A 24,671-nucleotide genomic window follows, 5' to 3' on the forward strand; every position below is an offset into this window, starting at 1 on the left:
CAAAATGCCCGGTTTAGACCGGGCATTTTTTATTTCAGCTTTTCATTGTCTTTATGTCGGGTGGCATCTCTGATATTTTTCTTATCCATATTATTTCTTAGAGCTTCTGTTAAATCCACTCCTGTCTGATTTGCCAAACAAATCAATACCCATAGGATATCGGCCATCTCATCTCCTAAGTCCTTTCCTTTATCGGACTCTTTGAAGGATTGCTCACCGTAAGTTCTTGCCATCAATCTAGCCAACTCTCCCACTTCCTCCATCAAAATGGTCATATTGGTCAACTCATTGAAATAGCGAACTCCCACGGTTTTGATCCAACGATCTACCAATTCTTGAGCTTCAGATATAGTGATTTCATTTTTCATTTGAGCTTTTGTTAGCTTTTTAGCATTTTGGAAATGCAATTATTCTAGTTTCTAAAAATCTATTGTAAACTTATTAAAATTGATTGCGGATAAACAAGTTTTTATTCTAATTCCAACCATTTGAGTCCAGACTTACTACCATTTGCTCTCTCTGTTTTTACGGGCTTTTTTGCCATCATGAACCCCATAGCGAATATTCCAATATTTTCTTCTTTAGTAGAAGACGCAGATAAACAGACTAAAAGAGAGATCAGCCGCAAGGCTACCTGGGTGGCTTTCTTGATTGTCACTGTTTTTGTGATTTTGGGAAAATTCATTTTTGAACTCTTTGGAATCACTATTCCTGCATTCAAAATCACAGGAGGTATCCTAATCTTTTTTGTAGGTTTTGAAATGCTTCAATCCAAAAAGTCAAAGGTCAAAACAATTGAAAAACCTGTCTTCGATGAGGACATTGCCATTTCACCATTGGCGATCCCAATCTTAGCTGGACCCGGTACTATTGTAACAGCCATGAACTTCGCAACGGGTTCCTATATCCATATTGGTATTGTAGTCTTTACTTTCGCTTTGATGTGTATTTTGACTCACTGGGCTTTTCGTATCAGTGATCGAGTCATTCAAAAACTAGGGAACAATGTCATAACCGTCGTCGGTAAAATCATGGGATTGATCATTGCTATTATCGGGACCTCAATGATTATTGACGGGATCAAGCTTGCTTTTGATATTAGCCCTAAAAGTTAAATTCTAGTTGTATAATGAAACCTCCATTTTTCAAAATAACGCTAATTCTCTGTTTACTTTTTATCTCTATAAAGGGTTTTGCCTGCCATTGTACTCTAAAAGGAGAATTTACTATCAAAGAAGTCGATAATTTTGATTATGTCGCTTTGGTAAAAATAAACAACAGCTCTCCAATGGATACTACCGGTGGAATTTCACATGAAAGGCCTTGGTTTTTTACAGCCGAGATCCAGGAGCTCCAAGTATTCAAAGGTTCCTCTGTTACAAGTCTTAAAATCATACAGGGAAAAAGGAAGTTTGGATACTTCACCTCCTGCGACCAAGGAATTGATACAGGAGAAGAGTGGTTGATTTTTGGAAATATAAATAATGACCAGGACCAGATAGAAGTTAATAGTTGCACACCAACTTCTCAGTTTAAGATAGCTGGTGGTAGAATGGATTGGCAATACGATGGTACTCTAAAGAAAATAAAGGTTTTAGAAAGTTTACTTGAAGAATAAATAACCTAAACGCATGAACCCAAAACCATCCTCAATCGAAGAATATTTCAGCTGGTTTAGTCCGGAAGTACAATCAAAGCTTCAGGAGATTAGAAGAATTCTTCAAAAGGCATTACCAGACGCAAAAGAGGTGATCAGTTATCATATGCCTGCATTTAAGACTTCTGAAGTTCTGGTGTATTATGCAGCTATGAAAAATCACCTAGGCTTCTATCCGACCAATTCGGGAGTCAGCGAATTCAAAGAAGAATTAAAGGATTACGTAACCAGCAAAGGGGCTATTCAAATTCCATATGATTCTCCTTTGCCTGAAAAGCTAATCAGTGATATTGCTCAATTCAGAAAAGCTGAAGCGGAGGATCGAAAGGCTAAGAAATCGAAGAAATAATCTTTTTGACCTCAGAGACGAACTTATCTATCTCCTTTTTGGAATTATAAATATGGGTAGAAACCCGAACAGCATCCAGTCCAGCCTCATAGATCCCTCGCGTTCTAAATCTAGCAGTGCCGAGTTTTCTTTGTAGCTCTAAATAATCTATCCCATTCACCTTAAAAGTCACTACAGAGATTCTAGACTCTTCTTCTTTAGGTGTCAGAATTTCAACCTCCTTGAATGAATCCAATCCTTTCCATAAGTAGGAAGACAATTCTCGGACTCTTTTTTCAACCCTCTCCTTGCCTATTGCCAAATGAAAATCCACTGCTGCGCCCATCCCCAATCGTTGTGGTGTACTCTGAGTACCATAATCGTAGCGATGAGCTGAATTTACTAAGGGTTCCAAATGTTGATAATTGGGTTCTAAAGTCCATCCATCGCTCGAATGCGCTCCGATTTGAATTGCCTGGACTTTATCAATCATATTTTCTCTTACATAGAGAAAACCTGTCCCAGCAGGACCCAACATCCATTTATGAAAGCATCCAGCATACATATCACAACCTAAATCATGTAAATCCAAATCAAATGTACCTGCTCCATGGGCCCCGTCTATGGCTGTAATAATTCCTTTGCTTTTTGCAAATTCTGCTATTTCTTTAATGGGAAAAACTAACCCCGTTGTGCAGGTTATATGAGGAATAGCGATCACTTTGGTCCTTTTGCTGACTAAGCTTTTGATCAGTTTTAAATTCTCTTTTGCAGTTAGTTTAGGATCAAAAACCACCAATTTTATCCCATCAAGCTTCTCTCTATTCAACCATGGGAACGCATTTCCGGAATGATCATGAGAACATAAAATCACCTCATCTCCTTGCTTCAAGTCTATCCCCCAAGCCATGATATTAATCCCTTCGGTGGTATTATGTGTAAGACAAAGCTCCTTCTCTTCAATACCCAAAAATTCTGCAATTTTAGGCCTTACTGCATCATAGTTTCCGTATTCACCACTTGCGCAAGTTTTTTGAAGTCCCTCACTTACAGCATCGATAACTACCTGAGGACAAGGCCCAAAAGTTCCATTATTCATATAAACTCTATTATGAGTTAAGGGGAATAATTTGCGGATATCATCCCAAGATTTATCTGCTAAAGAATCTTTCGAAAAATTCAATGATTCAGAATCATTGGCAAGTTTAATAAGTGATGGTGATAAAGCCCCAAGTCCTAACTTTTGAATAAAAGACCTTCTAGAAGTCATGCATTAACAAAATTCAAATTCCTAACTGATTTCGAAATACGAAAATTAAGGCTTTGTGAATAATTTTAGACATAAAATGGAAAAAATTTAAAAAATCTATGATGAATATTAAATTCATTCAATTGATAAATAAAATTTTATAAAGATTCCACTATCTTTTTTCTTAAAATCATCAATTAACCAAAGAGAACTTCTGGTTAACCTCATCTGGGACATCTTCATCGTAATGACTCACATAAATCAGCGAAATCGCAGAATTTTCACAGATTTTTTGTACGGTATCCTTAAAAAGTGTTCTCTGAATTTCATCCATTCCTTGCGAGGCCTCATCCAAAATCAATAATTGAGGCTTTTTAATCATTGCCCTAGCCAAAAGTGCCCATCGTTGCTTTTCCATGGATACTCTAGAAAGTAATTGATTTGCTTCCCTTTCCAATTCGAACAATTCAATCCATTTATCAGCTAACTCATCTTGTTCTGTATTGACCTTCTTGAACAAACCCATCGTATCAAACAATCCTGATAAAATCACCTTTCTTACTGTCTGATTTGCAGGAAAGAAACGAGCTAATTCAGGGGCCACAAAGCCAGTAGGACGCTTCACATCCCAAATACTTTCCCCTGTCCCCCTTTTCCTTCCAAAAAGCCAGAAGTTTTGGGAATATGCCTGAGGATTTTCCCCAATCAATAAGGAAATCAAAGTAGACTTACCAGAACCATTTGGCCCCTTTAGCTGCCATTTTTCACCTGCCTTCACCTCCCAGTTCACTTGATTCAAGATTGGCTTATGATCATAGGTAATGGTCACCTTTTCCAAGCGAACCGGTGAAACCACTGGCAAGTCGCCATTTGACAAGAGGCTTATCAACAAGTCCCATTTCCATTCTTTTTTGACAATTACCTCCTGCTGATCAGAAAAAGATGTTGAAGAAAAAGTCTTTTCAACCCCTTGGGAATTAAGTAAAGCCACATCTGTAATCCCTTCTGGAACCTCACCTGCCGCACAGGTCAAAATTACATGGACTCCTTGGGAAATGATTTCTTTGAGAACTTTGCCAAAATTGATTCTACTAGCCACATCCAAACCTGTAGTGGGATGATCCATCAAAAACAATTTGGGCTGTCTTAGAAGGCCTGAAGCTATAGCAAGACGGCGGGTTTCTCCATTGGACAACTTCAGGAGGGATTCTTCTTTCAACCTTTTCAAATCCAATAAATCCATCACTCCAGACACCGTCCATGGACCTGGAATCTTGGATTCAATTGCCTGAAGGTATTCTTCCACGGTCAATGTTTCACCGGACTCCGAAGAATTAAAGCGCTGCTGAAAGTAAAAATTCTGTTGATTGAATTTATTTCTAAACTCGTACTTCTGAGAAACGTAGGCAATCAAGTCACGAAAGCTATGCATCTCTTTTTGAGCACTTTTTTCTTGAATATATGTAGATGCGAAAGGTCTTTCTACATGGCCTTCTGGAATGACGGTATTGCCTCGAATCGTCTCCAAAAAAGCAGTTTGCAACCAACCTGACTCAGCAATGATAGCCCAATTCTCGTTTTGATTCAGTGAAAAATTAAGATTTTCAAAGGCATGATTTCCTTTGAACAATACTTTTGAATTCTGGATTAGTAAGAGGTTTTGAGGCATTCGACAAAAATAAAAGGAAAATTAGGAGCGCAAATGTCCTACACCTTATTCTTCGAATCAATTATTATGGTTACCGGGCCATCATTGACCAAGGAGACTTTCATATCCGCTCCAAACTCGCCGGTTCCAATGCTTTTTCCCAATTCTTTTTCAAGACTTGAGATCATTTGATTGTACAGAGGGATTGCCGTTTCTGGCCTTGCTGCTTTAATATAGGATGGACGGTTTCCCTTTTTGGTACTGGCATGCAGTGTAAACTGAGAAATCAACAAAATCTCTCCATCAGCATCCAAAAGGCTTTTATTCATCACACCGGCCTCGTCTGGAAAAATTCGCAAATTGATGATTTTACGGGTCAGCCAATCAATATCTTCTTGCCCATCTGCTTCCTCAATTCCCAATAAAATCATCAATCCATTACCGATTAAAGCTTTGATTTTTCCTTCGATTTTTACTGAAGCTTCAGAAGCTCTTTGAATTACTACTATCATTTACTTAAATCTTGCATTTCTCCAGAGGAGATTATTTCAATCCCTTTTCTGCCTTGATCTAAAGCTACAGAAACCATGGCTTTCGCCACCTGATAATCATAGATTGGCCGAAGATTCTTAAACAATTTCAACCAGACCAAAGGCTTCATCACAATAGTGGCTACCTTTTCTCCAAAACGGAATTCGTGGCGGTTTCCAAGCAATAAAGAAGGTCTAAAAATCCCCAAATGATCAAAACCCAAGGATTTTAAATCCTCTTCAGTTTGACCTTTTACTTTGGAATAAAAGACATTGGAGCTAGTGCTTGCTCCCATCGAGGAAACATAGAAAAACCCAGATGCACCCATTTTTTTGACTGATTTGGCAAAATAGAGAACCAAGTCATGATCCACTGCAAAAAACTTCTCTTGGGAACCAGCCTGTTTGATGGTAGTCCCTAAGCTTGAAAAAGCATGAATGGTAGCATTTCCATTTTCCAGATTTTCTACCAAGCTATAATATTCTCCTCCCAACGACTGCTCATTGATCAATTCGGAATAATTCCAGAACTCCAATTGAGTCATATCTCCTGAAAGTTGAATTAATTTTGGATGTTTCAGAGCCAGCTTTCTTCGACCGATACTCAATACATACTCATATCTATCGGCTTGAAGTAATTGGTGGAGAAGTTGCATCCCCACCAATCCTGAGGTACCTGAGATCAGGGCTATTTTCATCCTACGAATGCTTCGTTGATTTTATCTTTCATTTCTTTCTCTAAAGATTGGTTTTTATCACGAGCATACCAAAGCTGAACACTTTCATTGTATTCTTTCGAAGTTTGACCTTGAGGATCTGCTTTGAAAGCTTTGAATTTATCGATCAGAAACTGTGGTTTTGGTCCCCAAACAAAATACTCAGTTTCCAAATCTGGACTCAATGAGATTAATTTAGGGATAGATCTTGCACCATTTGTCAAGTATCGATCCATTACGTCAAGATTTTCATCTCGAAGGATAATTCGTAATTGAATTCCGGGATTTAGCTCAGCTAATTTATTGATATAGGGAAGACTTTGTCCTGCATCTCCACACCAGGCTTCGGTGATTACAAGCCAAGTTTGAGATGGAAGGCTTTGTACTAGCTCTTTCATTTCCTCTGAAACTTGAGCTGTTTTATCCCAACGGTTCATTCGCTGGTTGGCCATTTTTGTATATTCCAGATATGCATCAGTTTGAAATGGTCCTGTCGTTTTTCCTTCTTGGACAAACGTTTGCACCATTTCTCGATATTCAGTATAAGTCTGGGAAATGGCAATGATCTGGGGGGTGATAGTTTGGTTTAAATTTTCTGTCATTACTCGGAAACTTTGGGCAACAACAGTCTAACCTACAATTGAGTTCGTTCCCAATCTAAAAAATCGTCAATTTCATCTTTCACTTTGGCATAAACAGCCAAAATCACAGACAAATCATCCGCAAAACCAAAAAAACCAAGGAAGTCTGGAATGAAATCTATAGGTGAAAGAAAATAAAACAGAGCTAATAGAATCAAGCCTAAGGTTGTATTGGCCATCTTATGTTTTCCAGAAAAATGGGCCTTGACCATCCTAATGAAAATGGTAATGGGTTCTATGAGCTTTTGAATTCTAGAATTTGTTTTCAGACTTGAAAGCTTGTTCACCACGCCGGAAAGAAGTTCCTTCACCTTGCTTTCCTGTCTGGAAATAGCCTCTACTTTTTCACCATAGAACTCTTTGGCTCGATCTAGAATTTTGGCACTTTTGGATTTCTCTTTTCCCATATTCTTAGAAATAAATTTGAATCTCAGACTTGACCTTTTTTAAGGCAAAAGCTAATGCATCGTTTTTTCTTTCCAAGGACTGAGTGAATATAGCTTTAGCCAATTCCAAACCAGAAGCCTCTTCTCCCAAAGTCTGCCTACTGAGATTTATAATTGTAGTTACTTCTTCTACTGCACGTTTTACTGCCTCCCAGGTTTCATCTGAGAAATAAACTTGCTGAGAAAAATTGTGATTGAACTCCTCTCTAACTTCGTGAAGAAGAATCCCGTGAAGTTCATTCGCACTTATTCCACCTGCATTGGATCTCCTCACCAAATTGTTTGGAGTAATTCTTTCCAGCAAAAGACAAAGTCTCTCTCCTGCCTGAAGTCTAACAGGCAGAATTGTTTTGGAATTTTGGGTCTTAAGTTCCACTAGCATTTTTTCACGCTCTTTGGAAATAAAAGAAACTACCACCAGATACATCCCATATAATACTGCTGCAGCAGGAAGTAAGATTTTCAATAAGTCAACTATGTAGTCCATAAAATTTAAATAAAGCCGAATATCTAAAATTTATCCATCCCTCGAAACGGAAGATGATGTAAATTTGGTTTCAAAACGAACCAATTTCCTGCCAAATTCATTCGAATTGCATGCTAGTACCAATTACTATTACAGAAAAAGCTGAAGCTGAGATCAAAAACATCATCGCTCACAAAAATATTCCTCAAGAATATCATCTTAGAGTGGGTGTCAAAGGTGGTGGCTGCGGTGGAATGTCTTATGCTTTGGGATTTGATAAACCCAAAGAAGACGATCAGCAATTTGAAGTAGCGGGAATCCCTGTCTTGATTGAAAAAAGACATTTCATGTTTCTGATGGGGATGCAGATAGATTTTTTTGAGGGGGATGAGGCCAGAGGATTTACCTTCATCAATCCTGACCTTCCCAAAAGACATGATCAGTGATTTTTTCTTAGCTTAGGATAAATTCCCAAGCCATGAAGAAACTGATGCTTTTAACACTATTCCTCCTAAATGGAGCGTTCCTGTTTTCTCAGGAAGTTAAAACCCTAAAACAGGATGAAAAACCTGGAAATGGAAACATTGAAGACCTTGCTTGGATCCCAGGCTATTGGGCAGGACCCGGATTAGGAGGAGAATGCGAGGAAGTCTGGTTACCGGCCAAAGACGGGCAGATGATGGGAACCTTCCGTTTTTGGAACCAAGGAAAATTACTCTTTTCCGAATTCTTCCATTTGATTCAGGATGGAGAAAGCCTGACGCTTAAACTCAAACACTTTAGCGGAGATCTTTCAGCCTGGGAAGAAAAAGATGAATGGGTTGAATTCAGACTTGTGGAGATGGGCGAAAACATCCTGTATCTGGATGGATTGACGATGGAAAGAATAGGGGACAAAATGAATGTCTATGTCAATTTAGGCGAGGATGGGCAGACTCAAATCGAAAAATTCGCCTACACGAAAATGACCATGCCTTCCCATTAAATTTCGACTAGGTTTTGATGGGCTATTGACGAAGAAAGCAGAAAAGCCAAAACCTAGCGGATTTCCGTCAGCCCTCCTGAAGCATAGTTTTTGCCAGGCAACGTGTTATTTTAAGAGTAAATCCACTTCCGCTTTTAATTTCGGTAGATGATTGATCAAAATCGACCAAATGTTTTCATCAGATATACTATCGTAAGCGTGAATCACTTGATTTCTTAACCCCACAATTGCACGAGCATCTTTTATTTTCTCTTCAAATGAATCATCCCTTTTTAAGATTCGATTAACTGCTTCTCCAATGATTTCAAGGTTACGTTCAACCGCCCTTTTCAACATTGTATTTTCCTTATAATCGAAAAAGTTAAACTCTTCTTCTGGAAAAAATGATTCAATTTCCTCAATTGAAAGTTTGATGTCAAACAACCACTTTTCAATTCTCTCATCCATAGATCAATTGTTTTGTTCTTTCTATAGAGCGGATCAAAACAGGGTTTTTTAAAGTTTGTTCTTCAACTAAATCGACTTTCCGTTTCAATAAGCCCTCAAGCTTATTTTTAAAGTCCATGTAGTTTTCAAAATAACGACCTAAATCAAATTTACGGAAGCTAACAAGCAAGTCCACATCACTTGATTCTGTAAAAGCATCAGTTTCAGCAGAACCAAAAAGGTATAGCTTATCCACTTCGTGCGAAGAGCACAATTGGATAATTTTATCAATATTGTTTTTTACTATACCCATATCTCAAAAATACGAAAATGATTGAAAAAGGAAGCTAAGGCTAAGATAATGTTGCCTAACCTCGCTAAACCCAAGACCTGACTTCTTATTGCGTTTATATTTGCATAGTCCACAAGTCTTTCGGAGGTCCTCGATACCAAATTTAGGATTTCGTCCATCCTATAATGGTTAATTGGAACATATTTTTTTTTAAAGACCCTCATATAGGACAAAAACCTTCGGTTAATCACCTAAAATATTAGGATCAAGTAACTTTGAAATGCTGGTTGAGAAAATCTTTCCTAAAGGGAAAGCAAAAAGGCAAAAAACTAAACGACCCAAGCAAGGGAAACAAAACCTAGGAACAACAAAATGAGGCCTAGTTATTCTCATCAACTCAGAACCAGAATCACAGCAATAAGAAAAACCTCTAGCAAGGAGTTCCATCCCAAAGAGGTAATAATCTACTCCCTACAAATCCCAACTCTTACGTTTGACAAGCTCAAATATGAGATAGTCTCAGAAACCTAAACACCTAGAACCCTAATTTTAAAGCTGATTGTGGAGTATTATGAGATTTTACGGCAGTTTCATCTACCCGTTTCAGCGGAAAAAGAATCTTACCCGCGCAAAGAAAACCTAGTTAGGGTCTGCTGAAAAACTCAGGCAATTTTCATTGAAAAAACCAGTCCATATTCGATTATTGGACTGGTTTTATGTTTTAGAGGTTGTATGAATGACTTCAAGATGCATTTTAGGCATTCATTCCACTTCTCCCATGCTGAAAAACTTAGGCACACCGGTGCCATCCCGGCCAATTTGACCAGGTTCAGCACTAGGATAATGGAGGCGATCCACGATTGACTGGTATTCTTAAGTCTTGCTCTGATCCGGTTCATTCCGTATCCGTTTTTGGCCTGACCAAATTTCCCTTCAATCGGGTTCCTCTCTCCGGGTCTTACGTGGTTTGCCACTGCCTTTGCCGATGGACGTCCCAAAGGTTTGGCTGCCAGTTTGATCCCGTGGTCTGTAAGCCACTTCCTGTTCTCTCTGGTGCAGTAGATCTGGTCTGCCAATACTTTTGCAGGGTAGAAACCAAAGCGTTTTCTGTAGTTCTCCACGTATTCCTTCAGATGGCTTCCTTCATTGAAGGCATCCCAGGAAATGGTGTCCAGAAACGAAAACCCATCCACCAGGCTCAGATGGATCTTGGCCCCAAACTCGGTCTTTGCCCGGGCTTTTCCCCTGACGATGGGACGGACATGAGGTTGGTCAATACTGACGATCCGATCCTCGACCTGGTGGGTTCTGGCTTTATACATGGTCTGCTGCTGGTCATAAACCGTCTGGATGATCCAATACTTGCGCTGCAGTCGGTGAGCGAGAGGAAAAACGCTGAAACCATTGAGTTGTTTTTCAATCGTTTTGAAGTTCCTTCTCAGGTATTGAAGCTGGGACTTGATGCCCTTCCGGATGGTTTTTCTGGATGGATTCTTGTTTTGGGCTACCTTCAGGTAGCGTTTTCGGGCTACTTTTCGGTAAGTCCTTGGCTTCTTCCCCTGAGGGCTCTTCGCATGCAATTCATCAATGATTGCTTCTGTGATCTCTCTGGATTTATTCAGTAAACCGATATCGGTGGGATAAGCGATGTCCTGGGGACAAGCCGTGGCATCATAGATCACTTCTCCCTGGTTAGGGACTGCTACCAGATCTCCAGAGGAATCGGAAGTGGTTTTATCTTTTTTTTTGATGGTGCCGATTTGGAGAACTCATGGATCTTCTCATTCATCTCATGGATCAATTCCTCTCCCAGTCGTTTGCGGATATCCACGAAAAGAGAGGCATCGAAAGGAGCTCTTTTGATATAGGAACTGTAGCCCAAAAAATATTGAAGATACATGTTCTCTCCAATCTGCAAGACTGTTTCCCGATCATCCAGATTCAGTAGATGCTTGATGATCACTGCTCCGATCAACACCCGAGGATTCAGCCCGGGCCTCCCCGTTTTTTTGGGAGGATTTCGTTTGTTGAACAACAGGACCAGTTCATCCCAGGGAATCTGAGAGCTGAGGACAACCCAACGGTTCTCCGGATCCAGACCATTATAAAAAGGAGTCTCAAATCCGGTAAAGGATAACTGATTTTGAGAGGTATATTCGGTGCGTGGTGCACGCCTTTTGGAAGTCTTTTGCATAGTTCCTTGCACTTGGCTCCCTATAATTTCTGAATTTTAACTACTACTTGTATCTATTTCAATGTTTTTTATTTTCTAAGCAGGCCCTAGTTATCTCGTATCGTGTTTCCTTTTTATCTTTTGTTTATTACTCATAAAATGGTCTTCTTTCCCTGTCTTTGACAGGAGTTATTTTCGAATTTATCAGAAAGAAATGTCTAATGGAAAAAAATTGAAATAGAGCTATCCTATCATCTCCTAAGTAAACTACAGATCCTCAAATCCTGGTTTAACCAAGTCCCAAAATTGATCCAGGGCAATAATTCTAGGTTTCAAAAATGAAATAATGGAGGCCCAGTCCTTTTCTTCCATCACATTGAGACCCTTCTTCACTTTTTCAATCTTGGAGACAATTTGCCCTACTTCATTTTCATGATGCAATACCCAATCCCATTCTTCTTGGGTACAGGACTCCAAAATCTTTGTGAGCTGGGTAAAATGATCAAAAATCAGTTCTTGATATTCGGCATCTTTATGAGCTATTTCGATCCCTACTGAAACAAAACCTCTTTCAGCTTTCATCCGAAAGTAAATATCCTTAATCCCTGTTTTATAATTGGGCCAATTGATTTTTCTTCCTTCTGCATTCGGAACGGGCTTCATAAATTGGCCAAACTTGATCCAAAATTCCTTGCGAATCCTTGCCGTCTCAGCTCTTGAATACATGTTTTATTGATAATCTTCGGGATACTGGATCTGCACAGCAGAATATTTCACCAAACCACCTAAGGCCGGCCCGTGTTTTTTTAGAGTAAGTCTAATTTGTTTGGTATCTGGATATACTTCCAAGATGTCAGAAACAATCATATGCCCCAAATGTTCCAACAGTTTGACTTTGACGTCCATTCGAGCTTTGATGATTTGATACAATCTTGAGTAATCAACAGTCGCATTCAAATCATCATGAATCATGGCATCCTTGAAATCGGTTTCCAATTCCAGATCCAAGGTAAACCTATTTCCTAAAATGCTTTCTTCTGGATAAGCTCCATGGTAAGCATGAAACTCAATTCCTTCAAGTGCTACTTTGCCCATTAGTCAAACTGGTCAAAAAAGGATCCTGATTGCTTCTTCGGGTCTTCTTCTTTAGAAGGCTCAGGATGAGAAGCTGCAGGCGTTTCAGGAACCTCCGGTTTGATATTCTCTTCTTCGGCTACTACCTCTTCCTGTTTCTCTTCGAAAGGAGGTTCTTCTGCAATTATTTCCTCTTGAACTTCCTCCTGTACCTCTTCTTGTATATCAGGTGTGGAATCATGAACTTCCAGCTCGATATCCTCTTCAATCACTTCCATCTCTGCCATAGGATCTTCAGCCGCTGGCTCTGGAGCAAATTCTTCTTGCAATTGAGGAGCTGGTACCTCTCCAACCTCCTCTGCCAACGCAGCTAAATTTGCAAAGGTGAATTTTTGTGATCTACTCAATTCTTCAATGGCCCGCTGATGGGATTTTGCATCGATTCTGGCAAAATGGGCATCTGAGAGATCTATTTGATTCAAGGTATCCTGAGAAATCCTCCTCAGACTTTTCACCAAAGCTTCTCTTTGTTCCACAAGGCTTTCATAAGACCTAACCAATCCTTGCATACTTTCCCTCAACTCAACGATAGTGTCTTTAGCTTTTGCCTCAGCAGCTCCAATGATAATAGCTGCTTCAGATTCAGCTTTTTGCTTCGCTTCAGCCATCAATTTATCGGCATGGGCAGTTGCATTTTCAGCAGTCTGGTTTGCCTCAGAAATAATCTGATCTGCTGCTTCATTCGCTTCTTCAATGATACTCGCTCCCGTATCTTCAGCAGTTTTTAATGTTCTAAACAATGAATCCTCTACATCTTTGAGCCTTTTTGCCTCATCTCCTACCTGCTGAAGCTTGCTTTTCAATTCAAGGTTTTCCTGATTCAATGCCTCCACGACCTGGCTTACCTCATCCAGAAAAGCGGTTACATCTTTTTTTTCATAACCACGAAAAGCGGTTTCAAATGACTGGGAACGAATAGCTGCAGGTGTTAATTTCATGTATGTTGAGGTTCGGTTATTTTCCAAATTGAAATAGTTCGGTCGTCTGAAACAGAGATCACTTCTTGTGAATAACTACTCCAAACAACCTTGTTGATGCTGGTACCATGCCCGGCATTTCTCGCTTTGTCGATGACTTTAAGCAATTTTTTGTTTTCTACATCCCAAATCTTGATGGATTTGTCCATGGAGCAAGAAACGAGGTATTTTCCATCCTCCTTGAAAGATATATAATTGATGGCATACATATGCGCCACCACATCTTCTTCCAGTTCATAATTTTCAGTATTCCAGAATTTCAAGTGGGCATCTCTGGAGCCACTGGAGAGAACGCTTTCATCAGGTGAATAGGCCAACCCAAAAACTGAATTGCGGTGTCCAACCAAATTAGCTATTGGCTGAAAATCATTGTTCAAATCCAAAATTTTGATCGAATGATCAGATAGTCCAATCGCAAGGTGCATTTTCTGTAAAGCAATATCCATCACCCGGATACTTTTGGAAGATAATTTCACATGTTTCTTGATGGATTGGGTAGGAATATCGATCACAATCAGCACTCCATCTCCAGTCCCAACGAATAATTGATCTCCCCAAACTTTAATATCAAATATGGCCTGATCAGTCACTTTCAAAGACCAAATTTCTTTATTGTCATGCAAATCGATGACATGAACTCCTTCAAAATTATGACCGATGATCAATAGATTACGAAGACTGTCCACAGCCAGTGCATAGACTGAATGAGGCAATTTTGCGATTAATTTACCGTCTTTGGGAGCATCTAAGTCCCATTCTACTACCATACCATCCCCAGCACCTGTATAAAAGAACCGAGGGTCCGATCCTTCGGTCAGTGCATATATGCAATCATTATGACCTGTGAGCGTATGAGATTTATTTACTTGGATTTTTACCATATATTGCCATTTGCTTAAGGATGCACTTTTGGCCCATGCAAACAAAAATAGAAAAAATTGACTCTTCATCGGCTTTAGCCATAAAGATAATTAGTAACCAGTCCCGGCAGAATCTTGATTTCTTGAGCTTTAGAGAAAAACTCTCTTTAGCAAATATTTCTCACCCCGAGAAAAAACAAGAATGGATTACGGCAAGATTGGCAATCAAAGAAACTCTGGACTCTTTATCCATCCCCTACCCAGGATTTTTCAAAGACGAGCATGGCAAATCTCATTCAATGAATGGTAACGGATATGTATCCTTGAGTCATACCATGGGTTATGCTGGTGCCATTTACCATAGAGAAAACCCCGTAGGCATGGACATGGATTTGATCAGAGAAAAAATCCTGAGAATAGGCTTTAGGTTTTTAGATTCTTCTGAGTTGGATTTCCTTTCTCAAGATCCTTTACATTATACAATGGCATGGTCTGCGAAAGAATCTATTTTTAAATGCCAAGGTAAAAGAGGTGTTTCCTTCAGGGACAATATTCTTTTAGAGCCATTTTGTGTTGGGGATAAAATAATACGAGGAAAAATTCGAGGAACAGATTTTGCAGATCATCACTATCAGGTCGAGAGTCAGTTACTCGGAGACGTAGTGCTCACCTACACAATTTGGTAAAATGAAAAACCTACTCGCTTTATTTCTATTCATTGCTTCTATTTCCATTTCGCAGGCACAGATATTCCAGTCCCTGGAAAGAATTGATGCGGTGACCGGAAAAAGTGTTCAGGTAGAATCTTTAATTCGAGACAAAGCCCTGGTTTTGGTTTTTCATAGCCTGAAATGCCCATTTGCCAACATGTACCAAGACCGAATCATTGATTTGAAAAACAATTACTCAAGCAAAGGGGTAGTTTTTGCCCTGGTAAATCCAGAAGTTACAAAAGATCAAGCAGCGGAATTGAGAAAATTCATAGATGATTCCGGTGTAAATACCAGCTATCTAATTGACGAAGAGCAATCTCTAGTCAAGCAATTGGGAATTACAAAAATCCCTGAAACAATTATTCTTGTTCCAGGCGAAAACGGACTAGAAATAGTCTACAAAGGTGCCATTGACAACAATCCCCAAGCTGCCAACTCTGTTTCGGAAAGAAGTTTGGAAAGAGCCATCAATCAGATTTTGAGGGGTGAAAAACCAAGTCCTGCTCAAATCAGGGCCACAGGATGTAATGTCAAAAGTTTCTAATCACTCAGAATTGCTATCAATTCTTTGATTTCCTCAACTTTCTCAGCCTCGCCCAGTTTTTCAAATGAGTTCGTCAGATTTCGAAGAGATCTCAAAATAATCTGAAGGTGGGTTGTAGGCTCAAAGTATTCCTCTTTGGGTTCTATCTTTAAATGATTGAGATAATTACTCACATCTTTTCTACTGAAAACCAAACCTTTATTAAAGGCATTGATGTAGAAAGTACTTTCCTCCGATTTATAAGTCAAGACAAATAAATTGGGCAGATTAACCCCAAAGATTGGTAATCCTAATTTTTTAGCCACCAGCATATAAATAGCACAAAGAGAGATTGGATTTCCCTTTTTTGTATCCAAAACCGTTGAAAGCATGCTATTGGCCGGAGAATGAAAGTTTTTGGTATTGGCAGAAAACCGTAAGGAATTAAACAGAACGTTGTTTATGATCCGTATTTGATCGTAAGGTGCCAAATCATTGTTGAAAGCCGTCCAAACCTCAAAATAGATTTGGTGCATTTCGGCATTGAGCTTTTCAAAATCTAAGTCTGGATATTGGTAGGTATTGATGATCCAAAGTCCTGTTAATAGATCCTGATCTTCGGATTTCTTCCAATTTTCCAATCTAGTTTTTAGGAGGGAAAATTGAAGGTCATGAACAAGAATCTCTATTTCTTTCTGGATCTCGGGATTAAAACTATGCTCCCACTTTTCCTCTAAAAAAGGGATTATTTCTGTACCTAATGAGCTGATTCGATCACGAACATGATTTCTCACTTCTTCATCTGTATCATCCAAAAGAGAAACTAGCGCATTTAATTCACCTTCTGTTAACTCAGCCATTCAAAATCAATCTTTATTCAATATACCCAAATTCAATGGATTTAACTTCCAATTTTATTCTTCAGGAACCCGGGTAATCAATCTTCCAACTCATACCACTGCACACCGCTGAGATTAGCTCTCCTTCCTTCTTGGACAGGAGCGTAGTTTTTAGACAAATAATCCAGAATTTTTTCCTCACTATCCCCTAATTCCCACAGTCCCTGGGTGGTCTGCATCCAGATAATCAAACTCTTCCAATAATCACGATTTCCACGGTTCTGAGTCACCAGATTAGCAGAATGGCATTTGGTACAATTTGCAATGATCAATTGGTAACCATCATCGGCAACTAGGCCAGACTCCAAATGAATTCCTTCCTCAGTTATCCCTGATTCTGGTTCTAACTCTTCAGATTCAGATAATTCAACTGAGTCTGACTCCCAACTGAAAATTTCCGGATTTTGGTTCCAAAAAAACAACCCTATCACCAAAATCAATAAAAGGACTGCAATGCTTGCTAATCCAATCATCAGCAGTCTGAACGCTTTCAATAAATCATCCATATCAGCCTACTTTTACTGCTATGCGGTGACAGGCATTATTGAGGTAGCCTTTGGGGTTCCAACCAGGCACAAGCATGGGCTGAGACGTTCCGTTTGTATCTGTTGCTTTGGCCCAGACCTCGTAATACCCCTCTTTTGGAAAATTCAGAATGGTTTTAAAATGCTGCCAAGCCAATCTATTTACGGGAGGGTCTAGCAGGCAATCCTGCCAAGTCGCCCCAAAATCAATAGAAACTTGAACTTTTTTGACTTCAAGCTCACCTGCCCAAGCATGTCCTCGAATCTCTAATTTCTTATTCATCGGGATCATTGCTCCAGATTTTGGATAAGTAATCAATGATTTGACTGGCATGGATTCGATGATACACATATCCTCATTAGACACCTCAGTACCTGGAGCCACTGGATTACAAGGAACCCTGTAAGATGGAGCCTCCATCTTTGCTCCATCATGAATTATATTTCTCACAGAGATTCTATTGAGCCATTTCCCTGATGCTGAAGCAGGAAATCCTCCAGCAACAAGGCGGAGAGGAAAACCATGTGCAATTGGGATAGGTGACCCGTTCATTTCAAAAGCAATTAAAGTTTCATCTTGAAGGGCCTTAGCAATCGGAACTCCCCTAGAAATTGGCTCTTTATTTGGGTCATTGCTTAAATGAGAATCAGCCGAATGGTACCCTATATAAACCGCATCTGGCTTAAGGCCTACATCTTTCAAAAGATCTTTCAACCTGATCCCAGTCCAATTTGCACAGGAAACAGCCCCCACTTTCCATTGATTACCACTTGCGGGTGGGAAAAATTCGCTTCTCCCATTTCCTCCACATTCTAAAGTAAGTTGATACGTGTAATTCTTGAATTTACTTTTTAAATCTGACAGAGAATAAGTCTTCGATTGGGAGACTGACTCCCCATCTACGGTTAAAGTCCAAGTATTTACATCAACATTTTCGGGAATCAACCCATTGTTTCTGACGAACATCTTATCTGCTGGAGTGATTTTATCATCCAACAAATGCGGAGGAGTTTCTAGGTTCCAAGGCTTATTGTTTAATACAATTAGCTCTTTATTCTTATTAAAAAGCTTAAAAGGATCTGAATCCTGAAAAGCTAAAGGAACATAGTTAGTTGGGAGTTTGGCTGCATGAACAATTTCAATACCCAAAGAGGCTGCCATGACTGCCATGCTAGATTTTTTCAGAAAATTTCTTCTTCCATTTGACTCTTGTTTATGGGAAGAATTTGGGGCAATGTGTTTTTTCATCCTGGATCTTTTTGGGGGATGATTGAAAAATAATTTAACGTTTGAAATTAATAGGAATGATTGAACCGATCATTACCATTCAAAGATTGAATCAGGTCTGGATTACTCCCACATTGAATTTTTCGGTGATCGGAGAATGATTTGCAGCCTGAATCCCCATCGAAATGACCATCCTTGTTTCTTCAGGTCTAATCACTCCGTCCACCCAAAGCCTCGCTGCAGCGTAATAGGGTGATAGTTCTTCTTCATACTTCGAAGTAATCTCTTCCAGAAGCTGCTTTTCTTCCTCAGCACTGATGTCTTTTCCGGCTTTTTTCAAAGAGGAAACTTTGATTTGCAATAAAGTTTGGGCAGCTGAAGCACCCGACATTACCGCCATTTGAGCAGTGGGCCAAGAGTAAATCAATCTCGGATCATAGGCTTTTCCACACATGGCATAATTTCCAGCACCATAGGAATTCCCAACAATGATGGTAAATTTTGGAACTACAGAATTAGCCATTGCATTCACCATCTTCGCTCCGTCTTTGATGATCCCTCCGTGTTCGGCTTTGCTACCAACCATAAAGCCACTGACATCCTGGAAAAAGACCAATGGGATTTTCCTCTGATTGCAATTCATGATGAATCGGGCCGCTTTATCTGCGGAATCAGAATAGATCACTCCTCCCATTTGCATTTCCCCTTTGGCAGTTTTGACTACTTTCCGTTGGTTGGCCACAATCCCTACAGCCCAACCATCAATACGTGCAAAGCCACAAATCAATGTTTTACCATAGTCAGGCTTATATTCTTCCACAACACCCTCATCCACAATACCAGCTAACACCTCCAGCATATCATAGGGTTTGACTCTTTCGACAGGAAATGCTTCCAACAGCTGTGCACTCGAAATCCCTGGGTCTTTAGGCCCTACCCGATCAAATCCCGCCTTTTCAGAGGCTCCGATTTTATCAAAAATCTTCTTGATTGCATCCAGACAATCTTGATCCGAATCATATTTATTATCTGTCACTCCAGAAATCTCACAATGAGTTGTCGCTCCTCCCAAGGTTTCATTGTCGATAACTTCCCCGATTGCAGCTTTTACCAAGTAGGATCCTGCCAAAAAGATGGATCCTGTTTTATCCACGATCATAGCTTCATCAGACATGATGGGTAAATAAGCTCCTCCTGCAACACATGAACCCATAATTGCTGCAATTTGAACAATCCCCATTGCCGACATTTTCGCATTGTTTCGAAACTGCCTTCCAAAATGCTCCTTATCCGGAAAAATTTCATTTTGCATTGGCAAGAAAACTCCTGCACTATCCACCAGATAAATGATTGGAAGCCTGTTCTCCATGGAAATTTCCTGAGCTCTTAAGTTTTTCTTCGCTGTCATAGGAAACCAAGCACCTGCCTTTACGGTCGCATCATTGGCCACTACGATACACATTCTTCCCTGCACAAAACCAATCCCTGTAACCACTCCGGCAGATGGGCATCCTCCCTCCTCCTCGTACATTCCATCTGCAGCAAATGCCCCTATCTCCAAAAATTCAGAATCACTATCCAACAGATAAGCGATCCTTTCTCTAGCTGTCAGTTTGCCTTTATCGTGTTCTTTTTTATTTCTTTTGGGGCCACCTCCCAATTTGACAGCATTGTACTTTTGCTCTAAATCGATTAATAAGTCTTGAATCTTTTCTGAATTTGAACTCATGGATACTATTGGGTTTATGATATTCTATTCCCAATCTACAATAGCTCAAAGAAAATCCAATAAAGAACGCTTCTTGAAAAACTAAGATTTCGATTTTGATCAAATAAAAAATGGCCCATTTGGGCCAAAATTTCATATCCTTGAATTGGGTATAACTAAATTTAACAAAGTTTAATTCGTTCCCTCAATCTCATTTTTATAGTCGCGAATTGATCTAAAAATCGCAGAAGCCATATACTCTTGCCCTTTCTGACTCATCAAAAAAGTCTCTTCATTGGTGTTAGAAAGGAAACCTAACTCCACCAATACTGAAGGCATAGATGGGGTCCATAACACATAAAAGGGACCTTGTTTCACTCCTCTACTTTTTCGGCCTACACGGTCCTTAAACTGCGTTTCAATGTTGTCAGCCAAAGAAATTGAGTTATCTACAAAGGCTTTGGACATCAAATTAAACATGATATAAGACTCTGGAGAAGATGGATCGAAGCCTTCATATCTTTCTTTGTAATCTTCCTCTAGCATCATCACAGAGTTTTCTCTTTTGACGATATCAAAGTTTCCTTCGAAATGCTTCATCCCCATTACAAAAGTTTCAGTGCCATATGCAGACTTACTAGGAGCTGAGTTGGAATGGATTGACACAAACAAATCAGCTTTGTTCACGTTGGCAATCTGAGGACGTTTTTCTAAGGTTGGGAAGCTATCATCCTTTCTGGTGTAAATAACTTCCACATCTGGTAAATTTTCTTCGATATATTTACCGACTAACAGAGTCACAGCTAAATTAATATTCTTCTCTCTTGATCTCGAACCTAAATTCCCAGGGTCTTTCCCACCGTGTCCGGCATCCAATACGATCTTTTTCATTCGAAAAGAAGGCATCATTGTTTCGTTGGGAATAAAGCCACCAAACACAAAAGGAATTAGGATAATTAGAGAAAGAAGAATTTTTTTGTTTTTGGACCGTTCCATGAGGGCAATAAAATTAACTTTACGCGAAATTTCACTCAATATAAATAAAGCGCAAGTAGCTGTGCAGGGAAGTAGACTCCTTTTTTTAAGTATTTTCATTTCGCTGATTATGCCTTTGATGGCTAATGCTCAGCAATCTGGTAGAGTTCAGGAACGTCGATTGACACCTCCTGACACGCTCCAAGTTCCTCCTGTAGCAAACTTGGACACTATTCCCATTACTGCAGATACACTTGCTATACAAGATTCGACAAAAATTGTGCCTTCTGGTCCGATTACCACAGAAATTGATTATTACGCTGAAGACAGTATCGTTACTGACTTCGAAACCAACAAAGTATACCTTTACAATCAAGCCTGGTTTGAATACGGTCAAATGAGATTGGACGCCGACCGGATTGTAATCGATTGGGAAAATAATGAAATCTACGCCTCAGGTGTAACTGATAGTACTGGAACGATTAGCGGAAATCCATTTTTCAAGGACGGTGAAGCTGTCTATGAAATCCGTAAGGAAATGCGCTACAATTTCAAAACCCAAAAGGCAATCATTAAGGATGTTGTGACAGAACAGCAAGATGGAATCCTGAGAGGGGAAACGATCAAAAAGACCAAGGATGGTAGTATTTATCTTGATCATGGATATTATACAACCTGTAAACTCACCGAACCGCATTGGCATATTTCATCCAATAAACTGAAGTCCATAGAAGGAAAGCAGGTAGTTTCAGGGCCTTTCAATTTATATTTCAATGGAATTCCAACACCATTGGGATTACCCTTTGGAATCATACCGAATACACCTGAAGAAAAAGCTTCGGGAATCATTTTCCCAAGTTATGGACAAGAAAAGGTAAGGGGTATTTATTTAAGAGATTTCGGATATTATTTCGCCTTAAACGACTACATACACGCTAGAATTACCGGTGATATTTATTCAAAAGGTGGTTGGGGAGTCAAATCCCAATCTGTCTATAAAAAGAGATATAGGTTCAGCGGGGGTTTTAATATTGACTTTCAAAAATTCAAATCTCCAGAGACAGAATTAAATCCTGTTGATTACAACACATTTAGGGTTACTTGGAATCATACTCCTGAAACCAGAGGAACAGGAAGATTTTCAGCCTCAGTCAATGTGGGTAGTACCAGCTATTTCAACACAGTAGTCAACCAAAATTTCCAGAATAATATCACTTCGGATTTGCAGTCCAGTGTCAATTATTCCAAGACATTTTCAGGCACTCCTTTTTCCATGTCTTTTGCGGCACAGCATTCGCAATCCATTTCAACAGGTGAGGTTCGGTTGAGATTACCGTCTATGAATGTGAGCATGAATCGCCAGAAGCCATTTGAAAAACTAACCAGATTTGAGCCTTTACGAACATTGAATATTGCTTGGACATTTGATTTCCAGAATTCCATCAATAATAAAATTCAAAACACCTCGCCTATCGATGAAGAGCTAGGAGGAACAACCAGTTCAGAGTTGATTCCATTTACACCTAGTAACTTTGCACTTTTGCTAAAAAATGCGAATAATGGTTTTCAGCACCGAATCCCTATCAGTTCCAACTTTACCCTTTTCAAATATTTTACTGGTACTGGCTCCTTCAACATAGATGAAAAATGGTATTTCCAGAAATTGAAATATTTCTATAATCCGGTTTCTGAGCGAGTGGATCAAGTGGTAGAGAATGGATTTAATAGAATCTCCACCTATACCAGTTCATTCAACATGAACACCAACATCTATGGTTTCTTCAACTTCAAAAAGGGGAAAATTGAAACCATCAGACAGCATATTCAGCCATCATTTGGCTTTAGTTATACACCTGATTTCACTGGTGAGTCCTACGGCTATTATCAGAATGTTCAGATCAATGAAGAAGGTGACACTAGACTTTACAGTAGACATTCTGGATTCATCTATGGAGGTGCTCCTTCTGGAGAGTCTAGATCTTTGACGATGAGTTTGAGGACTGTATTGGAGGCAAAAGTAAAAAATGCCAAAGATAGCACAGGAGATAACCCCACTAAAAAGGTACCTATCCTGGAAAACTTGGATATGAGTTCCTCCTACAACATGGCGGCAGACTCTTTCCAGTTGGCGCCAATTCGAATTTCTGCTAGAACGAGCTTTTTCCAGAGGAAGCTCTCTATGGCTTTAAGCACCACATTGGATCCCTATGCCACAGCTCCTTCCCTAAATTCATCGGGAACGGAAGTGATCAGAAGGATCAATGAATTTGCTTGGAAAAATGGCCAGGGAATTGGTACTATTCGAAATGCATCCTTAAACCTAAATGCCTCTATCAATCCGAGTAATAGTGCTCAAAACCCGAATGAAGTCAGGGATGAGTTGACAAATCAATTCCTTCAGCAAGGAGGTATAATGGATGATTTTGTAGAGAGTCAAATCAATCAAATTGTCAATGACCCTAGCCAATACATTGATTGGAATATTCCTTGGAACTTATCTTTCGGATACAATTTAGCATACAGCAAAGCTCCCTCTGGGACTACCAATATTACTCAGGCAATTCAACTATCGGGTGACTTATCTCTTTCTGAAAAATGGAAGATCAATTTCAATACAGGTATTGATTTGCAAGCAAGAAATATAACTCAATCCATGATTGGGATTGCCCGAGATTTACATTGCTGGCAGATGAATGTCAATTGGGTACCTTTTGGTCGATTTACGTCTTACAACATTGATATCCGGGTGAAATCAAGCATACTTCAAGATTTGAAAGTATCAAGAAGAAGAAGCTTCTTCGACCGGTAATAGAGAAATAAAAAAGGGAAGCGATGCTTCCTTTTTTCTATTAATCCATATCCAATAATCTCCTAGCCCTCGCTAAGTCCTCTGCTGTATCTATGGCGATAGGCTGATGCTGAGTTTCAACCATTCGAATTTTTATTCCAGATTCGAGCATTCTTAGCTGTTCGAGCATTTCTATCCCCTCCAACTCACTTTTACCCATGCCAGTATATTCCAATAGGGTTTCTCTTCTGTATGCATAAATTCCGATGTGCTTCCAATAGAAAAGATCCCTGATTTTATCTCGGTTATAAGGAATCGGAGACCTGGAAAAATATAAGGCATCCCCATTTTTGTCCGTTACCACTTTGACAAAATTGGGATTGTGCGCCTCATCCTCAGAAATCTTTGTCTTCAAGGAAGCTACTCGAATAGAGGAATTCTGAAATACCTTCACCAAATCCTCTAGAGATTGTTTGTCCTGAAAAGGTTCATCTCCCTGCACATTGATGACTACATCTGCATCCACCTTTGAAAGAGCCTCTGCGATTCGATCTGAGCCACTTTCATGTTCCTTTTGGGACCGGAATACATTTCCACCAATTGCATCAACCTGAGCCTGAATTTGATCATGATCCGTGACTACCCATACTTCATCGAACAGTCCCGTTTCTAAGGTACTCTGATAGGTTCGTTGGATAACGGATTTTCCATGAAGGTCCTGAATCAATTTTTCAGGCAATCTAGTGGAAGCAAATCTTGCCGGAATAAGGGCTGCTATTTTCATC

General features: G+C 39.6%; 30 protein-coding genes. 8 read left to right on the forward strand and 22 right to left on the reverse strand.

The annotated features are described in order from the left end of the window. Positions 1-29 precede the first annotated feature (29 nt). The gene (locus tag O0V13_RS16705; protein ID WP_268036117.1) at positions 30-368 is read right to left on the reverse strand and encodes a nucleotide pyrophosphohydrolase; all 339 of its coding nucleotides are present in this window, start codon (positions 366-368) and stop codon (positions 30-32) included. A 120-nt stretch (positions 369-488) separates the two neighbouring features. Between O0V13_RS16705 and O0V13_RS16710 the strand changes: the two genes are divergently transcribed. Genes O0V13_RS16710 through O0V13_RS16720 form a run of 3 tightly spaced genes read left to right on the forward strand, consistent with a single transcriptional unit; the run spans position 489 to position 2,006 of the window. Then, positions 489-1,115 carry a MarC family protein gene (locus O0V13_RS16710; protein WP_268036118.1) on the forward strand — a complete coding sequence of 209 codons (627 nt, stop codon included), beginning with the start codon at positions 489-491 and terminating at the stop codon, positions 1,113-1,115. 14 nt (positions 1,116-1,129) lie between these two features. Next, positions 1,130-1,618: a hypothetical protein gene (locus O0V13_RS16715; protein ID WP_268036119.1), complete on the forward strand. Its 489-nt coding sequence runs from the start codon at positions 1,130-1,132 to the stop codon at positions 1,616-1,618. Between the two features lie 13 nt (positions 1,619-1,631). Beyond that, complete coding sequence (locus O0V13_RS16720) at positions 1,632-2,006, forward strand: iron chaperone (RefSeq protein WP_268036120.1); 375 nt, start codon at positions 1,632-1,634, stop codon at positions 2,004-2,006. Here the strand turns inward: O0V13_RS16720 and O0V13_RS16725 are convergent. The 7 genes from O0V13_RS16725 to O0V13_RS16755 all read right to left on the reverse strand — a co-directional run bounded on the left by O0V13_RS16725 (position 1,987) and on the right by O0V13_RS16755 (position 7,702). Further along, positions 1,987-3,255 carry an aminotransferase class V-fold PLP-dependent enzyme gene (locus O0V13_RS16725; RefSeq protein ID WP_268036121.1) on the reverse strand — a complete coding sequence of 423 codons (1,269 nt, stop codon included), beginning with the start codon at positions 3,253-3,255 and terminating at the stop codon, positions 1,987-1,989. The two genes, O0V13_RS16720 and O0V13_RS16725, sit on opposite strands and share 20 nt — an antisense overlap. A 172-nt stretch (positions 3,256-3,427) precedes the next feature. Beyond that, positions 3,428-4,903: an ATP-binding cassette domain-containing protein gene (locus O0V13_RS16730; protein ID WP_268036122.1), complete on the reverse strand. Its 1,476-nt coding sequence runs from the start codon at positions 4,901-4,903 to the stop codon at positions 3,428-3,430. A 38-nt stretch (positions 4,904-4,941) separates the two neighbouring features. Beyond that, the gene (gene dtd / locus O0V13_RS16735) at positions 4,942-5,394 is read right to left on the reverse strand and encodes a D-aminoacyl-tRNA deacylase (RefSeq protein WP_268036123.1); all 453 of its coding nucleotides are present in this window, start codon (positions 5,392-5,394) and stop codon (positions 4,942-4,944) included. Next, the gene (locus O0V13_RS16740; protein ID WP_268036124.1) at positions 5,391-6,110 is read right to left on the reverse strand and encodes an oxidoreductase; all 720 of its coding nucleotides are present in this window, start codon (positions 6,108-6,110) and stop codon (positions 5,391-5,393) included. The genes dtd and O0V13_RS16740 overlap by 4 nt, the downstream gene beginning before the upstream one ends. Further along, positions 6,107-6,730, reverse strand: a complete 624-nt coding sequence (locus tag O0V13_RS16745; protein ID WP_268036125.1) for a thioredoxin family protein — start codon at positions 6,728-6,730, stop codon at positions 6,107-6,109. Before O0V13_RS16745 ends, O0V13_RS16740 begins: the two co-directional genes overlap by 4 nt. 32 nt (positions 6,731-6,762) lie before the next feature. After that, complete coding sequence (locus O0V13_RS16750) at positions 6,763-7,176, reverse strand: YkvA family protein (protein WP_268036126.1); 414 nt, start codon at positions 7,174-7,176, stop codon at positions 6,763-6,765. A gap of 4 nt (positions 7,177-7,180) precedes the next feature. Further along, a complete protein-coding gene (locus O0V13_RS16755; RefSeq protein WP_268036127.1) occupies positions 7,181-7,702 on the reverse strand; it encodes a DUF7935 family protein in 522 nt (173 codons plus the stop codon). Between the two features lie 110 nt (positions 7,703-7,812). On the opposite strand from O0V13_RS16755, the gene O0V13_RS16760 reads away from it, so the two are divergent. Further along, complete coding sequence (locus O0V13_RS16760) at positions 7,813-8,127, forward strand: HesB/IscA family protein (protein ID WP_268036128.1); 315 nt, start codon at positions 7,813-7,815, stop codon at positions 8,125-8,127. A gap of 32 nt (positions 8,128-8,159) precedes the next feature. After that, positions 8,160-8,666, forward strand: coding sequence for a DUF6265 family protein (locus O0V13_RS16765; RefSeq protein ID WP_268036129.1), 507 nt, complete (start codon positions 8,160-8,162; stop codon positions 8,664-8,666). Between the two features lie 105 nt (positions 8,667-8,771). Here the strand turns inward: O0V13_RS16765 and O0V13_RS16770 are convergent, their stop codons facing one another. The 8 genes from O0V13_RS16770 to O0V13_RS16805 form a co-directional block, all read right to left on the reverse strand. After that, on the reverse strand, positions 8,772-9,113 hold the full coding sequence (locus O0V13_RS16770; RefSeq protein ID WP_268036130.1) for a HepT-like ribonuclease domain-containing protein: 342 nt from the start codon (positions 9,111-9,113) through the stop codon (positions 8,772-8,774). After that, the gene (locus O0V13_RS16775) at positions 9,106-9,405 is read right to left on the reverse strand and encodes a nucleotidyltransferase family protein (RefSeq protein ID WP_268036131.1); all 300 of its coding nucleotides are present in this window, start codon (positions 9,403-9,405) and stop codon (positions 9,106-9,108) included. Before O0V13_RS16775 ends, O0V13_RS16770 begins: the two co-directional genes overlap by 8 nt. 641 nt (positions 9,406-10,046) lie before the next feature. Further along, positions 10,047-10,964 (reverse strand): transposase, encoded by a 918-nt coding sequence (locus O0V13_RS16780; RefSeq protein ID WP_268036132.1) that lies wholly within the window; start codon positions 10,962-10,964, stop codon positions 10,047-10,049. 122 nt (positions 10,965-11,086) lie between these two features. Next, complete coding sequence (locus O0V13_RS16785) at positions 11,087-11,578, reverse strand: transposase (protein ID WP_268036133.1); 492 nt, start codon at positions 11,576-11,578, stop codon at positions 11,087-11,089. Between the two features lie 246 nt (positions 11,579-11,824). Continuing rightward, positions 11,825-12,283: a DUF4268 domain-containing protein gene (locus O0V13_RS16790; RefSeq protein WP_268036134.1), complete on the reverse strand. Its 459-nt coding sequence runs from the start codon at positions 12,281-12,283 to the stop codon at positions 11,825-11,827. A 3-nt stretch (positions 12,284-12,286) separates the two neighbouring features. Next, a complete protein-coding gene (folB, locus tag O0V13_RS16795) occupies positions 12,287-12,652 on the reverse strand; it encodes a dihydroneopterin aldolase (protein WP_268036135.1) in 366 nt (121 codons plus the stop codon). Next, positions 12,652-13,629, reverse strand: coding sequence for a DivIVA domain-containing protein (locus O0V13_RS16800; protein ID WP_268036136.1), 978 nt, complete (start codon positions 13,627-13,629; stop codon positions 12,652-12,654). Before O0V13_RS16800 ends, folB begins: the two co-directional genes overlap by 1 nt. Further along, positions 13,626-14,549 (reverse strand): WD40 repeat domain-containing protein, encoded by a 924-nt coding sequence (locus O0V13_RS16805; protein ID WP_268036137.1) that lies wholly within the window; start codon positions 14,547-14,549, stop codon positions 13,626-13,628. The genes O0V13_RS16800 and O0V13_RS16805 overlap by 4 nt, the downstream gene beginning before the upstream one ends. A gap of 35 nt (positions 14,550-14,584) precedes the next feature. Between O0V13_RS16805 and O0V13_RS16810 the strand changes: the two genes are divergently transcribed. Together O0V13_RS16810 and O0V13_RS16815 are read left to right on the forward strand one after the other, a co-directional pair. Further along, entirely contained in the window at positions 14,585-15,214 is a 630-nt protein-coding gene (locus O0V13_RS16810; protein ID WP_268036138.1) for a 4'-phosphopantetheinyl transferase family protein, read from the forward strand. Between the two features lies 1 nt (position 15,215). Further along, the gene (locus O0V13_RS16815) at positions 15,216-15,785 is read left to right on the forward strand and encodes a redoxin domain-containing protein (protein ID WP_268036139.1); all 570 of its coding nucleotides are present in this window, start codon (positions 15,216-15,218) and stop codon (positions 15,783-15,785) included. On the opposite strand, the gene O0V13_RS16820 is transcribed toward O0V13_RS16815, so the two are convergent. The 5 genes from O0V13_RS16820 to O0V13_RS16840 form a co-directional block, all read right to left on the reverse strand. After that, entirely contained in the window at positions 15,782-16,624 is an 843-nt protein-coding gene (locus tag O0V13_RS16820; protein WP_268036140.1) for a transglutaminase-like domain-containing protein, read from the reverse strand. The two genes, O0V13_RS16815 and O0V13_RS16820, sit on opposite strands and share 4 nt — an antisense overlap. A gap of 77 nt (positions 16,625-16,701) precedes the next feature. Continuing rightward, the gene (locus O0V13_RS16825; RefSeq protein ID WP_268036141.1) at positions 16,702-17,169 is read right to left on the reverse strand and encodes a hypothetical protein; all 468 of its coding nucleotides are present in this window, start codon (positions 17,167-17,169) and stop codon (positions 16,702-16,704) included. 1 nt (position 17,170) lies between these two features. Continuing rightward, complete coding sequence (locus O0V13_RS16830; protein ID WP_268036142.1) at positions 17,171-18,436, reverse strand: sulfite oxidase; 1,266 nt, start codon at positions 18,434-18,436, stop codon at positions 17,171-17,173. 91 nt (positions 18,437-18,527) lie between these two features. Next, entirely contained in the window at positions 18,528-20,144 is a 1,617-nt protein-coding gene (locus O0V13_RS16835; RefSeq protein ID WP_268036143.1) for an acyl-CoA carboxylase subunit beta, read from the reverse strand. 171 nt (positions 20,145-20,315) lie between these two features. Next, positions 20,316-21,119 (reverse strand): N-acetylmuramoyl-L-alanine amidase family protein, encoded by an 804-nt coding sequence (locus O0V13_RS16840; protein WP_268036144.1) that lies wholly within the window; start codon positions 21,117-21,119, stop codon positions 20,316-20,318. 109 nt (positions 21,120-21,228) lie between these two features. On the opposite strand from O0V13_RS16840, the gene O0V13_RS16845 reads away from it, so the two are divergent. After that, on the forward strand, positions 21,229-23,907 hold the full coding sequence (locus O0V13_RS16845; protein WP_268036219.1) for a putative LPS assembly protein LptD: 2,679 nt from the start codon (positions 21,229-21,231) through the stop codon (positions 23,905-23,907). A gap of 40 nt (positions 23,908-23,947) precedes the next feature. Here O0V13_RS16845 and kdsB read toward each other — a convergent pair whose 3' ends face one another. Beyond that, positions 23,948-24,670, reverse strand: coding sequence for a 3-deoxy-manno-octulosonate cytidylyltransferase (gene kdsB / locus O0V13_RS16850; protein WP_268036145.1), 723 nt, complete (start codon positions 24,668-24,670; stop codon positions 23,948-23,950). Position 24,671 lies beyond the last annotated feature (1 nt).

Origin of the sequence: Algoriphagus sp. PAP.12 (assembly GCF_026652115.1) — a bacterium.
Classification (GTDB): Bacteria; Bacteroidota; Bacteroidia; order Cytophagales; family Cyclobacteriaceae; genus Algoriphagus.

Excerpts from the sequence above, each read along its gene's own strand:
- O0V13_RS16705 (WP_268036117.1), bottom strand. The coding sequence starts at position 368 with ATGAAAAATGAAATCACTATATCTGAAGCTCAAGAATTGGTAGATCGT.
- O0V13_RS16715 (WP_268036119.1), top strand. The coding sequence starts at position 1,130 with ATGAAACCTCCATTTTTCAAAATAACGCTAATTCTCTGTTTACTTTTT.
- O0V13_RS16720 (WP_268036120.1), top strand. The coding sequence starts at position 1,632 with ATGAACCCAAAACCATCCTCAATCGAAGAATATTTCAGCTGGTTTAGT.
- O0V13_RS16725 (WP_268036121.1), bottom strand. The coding sequence starts at position 3,255 with ATGACTTCTAGAAGGTCTTTTATTCAAAAGTTAGGACTTGGGGCTTTA.
- O0V13_RS16730 (WP_268036122.1), bottom strand. The coding sequence starts at position 4,903 with ATGCCTCAAAACCTCTTACTAATCCAGAATTCAAAAGTATTGTTCAAA.
- dtd (WP_268036123.1), bottom strand. The coding sequence starts at position 5,394 with ATGATAGTAGTAATTCAAAGAGCTTCTGAAGCTTCAGTAAAAATCGAA.
- O0V13_RS16740 (WP_268036124.1), bottom strand. The coding sequence starts at position 6,110 with ATGAAAATAGCCCTGATCTCAGGTACCTCAGGATTGGTGGGGATGCAA.
- O0V13_RS16745 (WP_268036125.1), bottom strand. The coding sequence starts at position 6,730 with ATGACAGAAAATTTAAACCAAACTATCACCCCCCAGATCATTGCCATT.
- O0V13_RS16750 (WP_268036126.1), bottom strand. The coding sequence starts at position 7,176 with ATGGGAAAAGAGAAATCCAAAAGTGCCAAAATTCTAGATCGAGCCAAA.
- O0V13_RS16755 (WP_268036127.1), bottom strand. The coding sequence starts at position 7,702 with ATGGACTACATAGTTGACTTATTGAAAATCTTACTTCCTGCTGCAGCA.
- O0V13_RS16760 (WP_268036128.1), top strand. The coding sequence starts at position 7,813 with ATGCTAGTACCAATTACTATTACAGAAAAAGCTGAAGCTGAGATCAAA.
- O0V13_RS16765 (WP_268036129.1), top strand. The coding sequence starts at position 8,160 with ATGAAGAAACTGATGCTTTTAACACTATTCCTCCTAAATGGAGCGTTC.
- O0V13_RS16770 (WP_268036130.1), bottom strand. The coding sequence starts at position 9,113 with ATGGATGAGAGAATTGAAAAGTGGTTGTTTGACATCAAACTTTCAATT.
- O0V13_RS16775 (WP_268036131.1), bottom strand. The coding sequence starts at position 9,405 with ATGGGTATAGTAAAAAACAATATTGATAAAATTATCCAATTGTGCTCT.
- O0V13_RS16785 (WP_268036133.1), bottom strand. The coding sequence starts at position 11,578 with ATGCAAAAGACTTCCAAAAGGCGTGCACCACGCACCGAATATACCTCT.
- O0V13_RS16790 (WP_268036134.1), bottom strand. The coding sequence starts at position 12,283 with ATGTATTCAAGAGCTGAGACGGCAAGGATTCGCAAGGAATTTTGGATC.
- folB (WP_268036135.1), bottom strand. The coding sequence starts at position 12,652 with ATGGGCAAAGTAGCACTTGAAGGAATTGAGTTTCATGCTTACCATGGA.
- O0V13_RS16800 (WP_268036136.1), bottom strand. The coding sequence starts at position 13,629 with ATGAAATTAACACCTGCAGCTATTCGTTCCCAGTCATTTGAAACCGCT.
- O0V13_RS16805 (WP_268036137.1), bottom strand. The coding sequence starts at position 14,549 with ATGGTAAAAATCCAAGTAAATAAATCTCATACGCTCACAGGTCATAAT.
- O0V13_RS16810 (WP_268036138.1), top strand. The coding sequence starts at position 14,585 with ATGCAAACAAAAATAGAAAAAATTGACTCTTCATCGGCTTTAGCCATA.
- O0V13_RS16815 (WP_268036139.1), top strand. The coding sequence starts at position 15,216 with ATGAAAAACCTACTCGCTTTATTTCTATTCATTGCTTCTATTTCCATT.
- O0V13_RS16820 (WP_268036140.1), bottom strand. The coding sequence starts at position 16,624 with ATGGCTGAGTTAACAGAAGGTGAATTAAATGCGCTAGTTTCTCTTTTG.
- O0V13_RS16825 (WP_268036141.1), bottom strand. The coding sequence starts at position 17,169 with ATGGATGATTTATTGAAAGCGTTCAGACTGCTGATGATTGGATTAGCA.
- O0V13_RS16830 (WP_268036142.1), bottom strand. The coding sequence starts at position 18,436 with ATGAAAAAACACATTGCCCCAAATTCTTCCCATAAACAAGAGTCAAAT.
- O0V13_RS16835 (WP_268036143.1), bottom strand. The coding sequence starts at position 20,144 with ATGAGTTCAAATTCAGAAAAGATTCAAGACTTATTAATCGATTTAGAG.
- O0V13_RS16840 (WP_268036144.1), bottom strand. The coding sequence starts at position 21,119 with ATGGAACGGTCCAAAAACAAAAAAATTCTTCTTTCTCTAATTATCCTA.
- O0V13_RS16845 (WP_268036219.1), top strand. The coding sequence starts at position 21,229 with ATGCCTTTGATGGCTAATGCTCAGCAATCTGGTAGAGTTCAGGAACGT.
- kdsB (WP_268036145.1), bottom strand. The coding sequence starts at position 24,670 with ATGAAAATAGCAGCCCTTATTCCGGCAAGATTTGCTTCCACTAGATTG.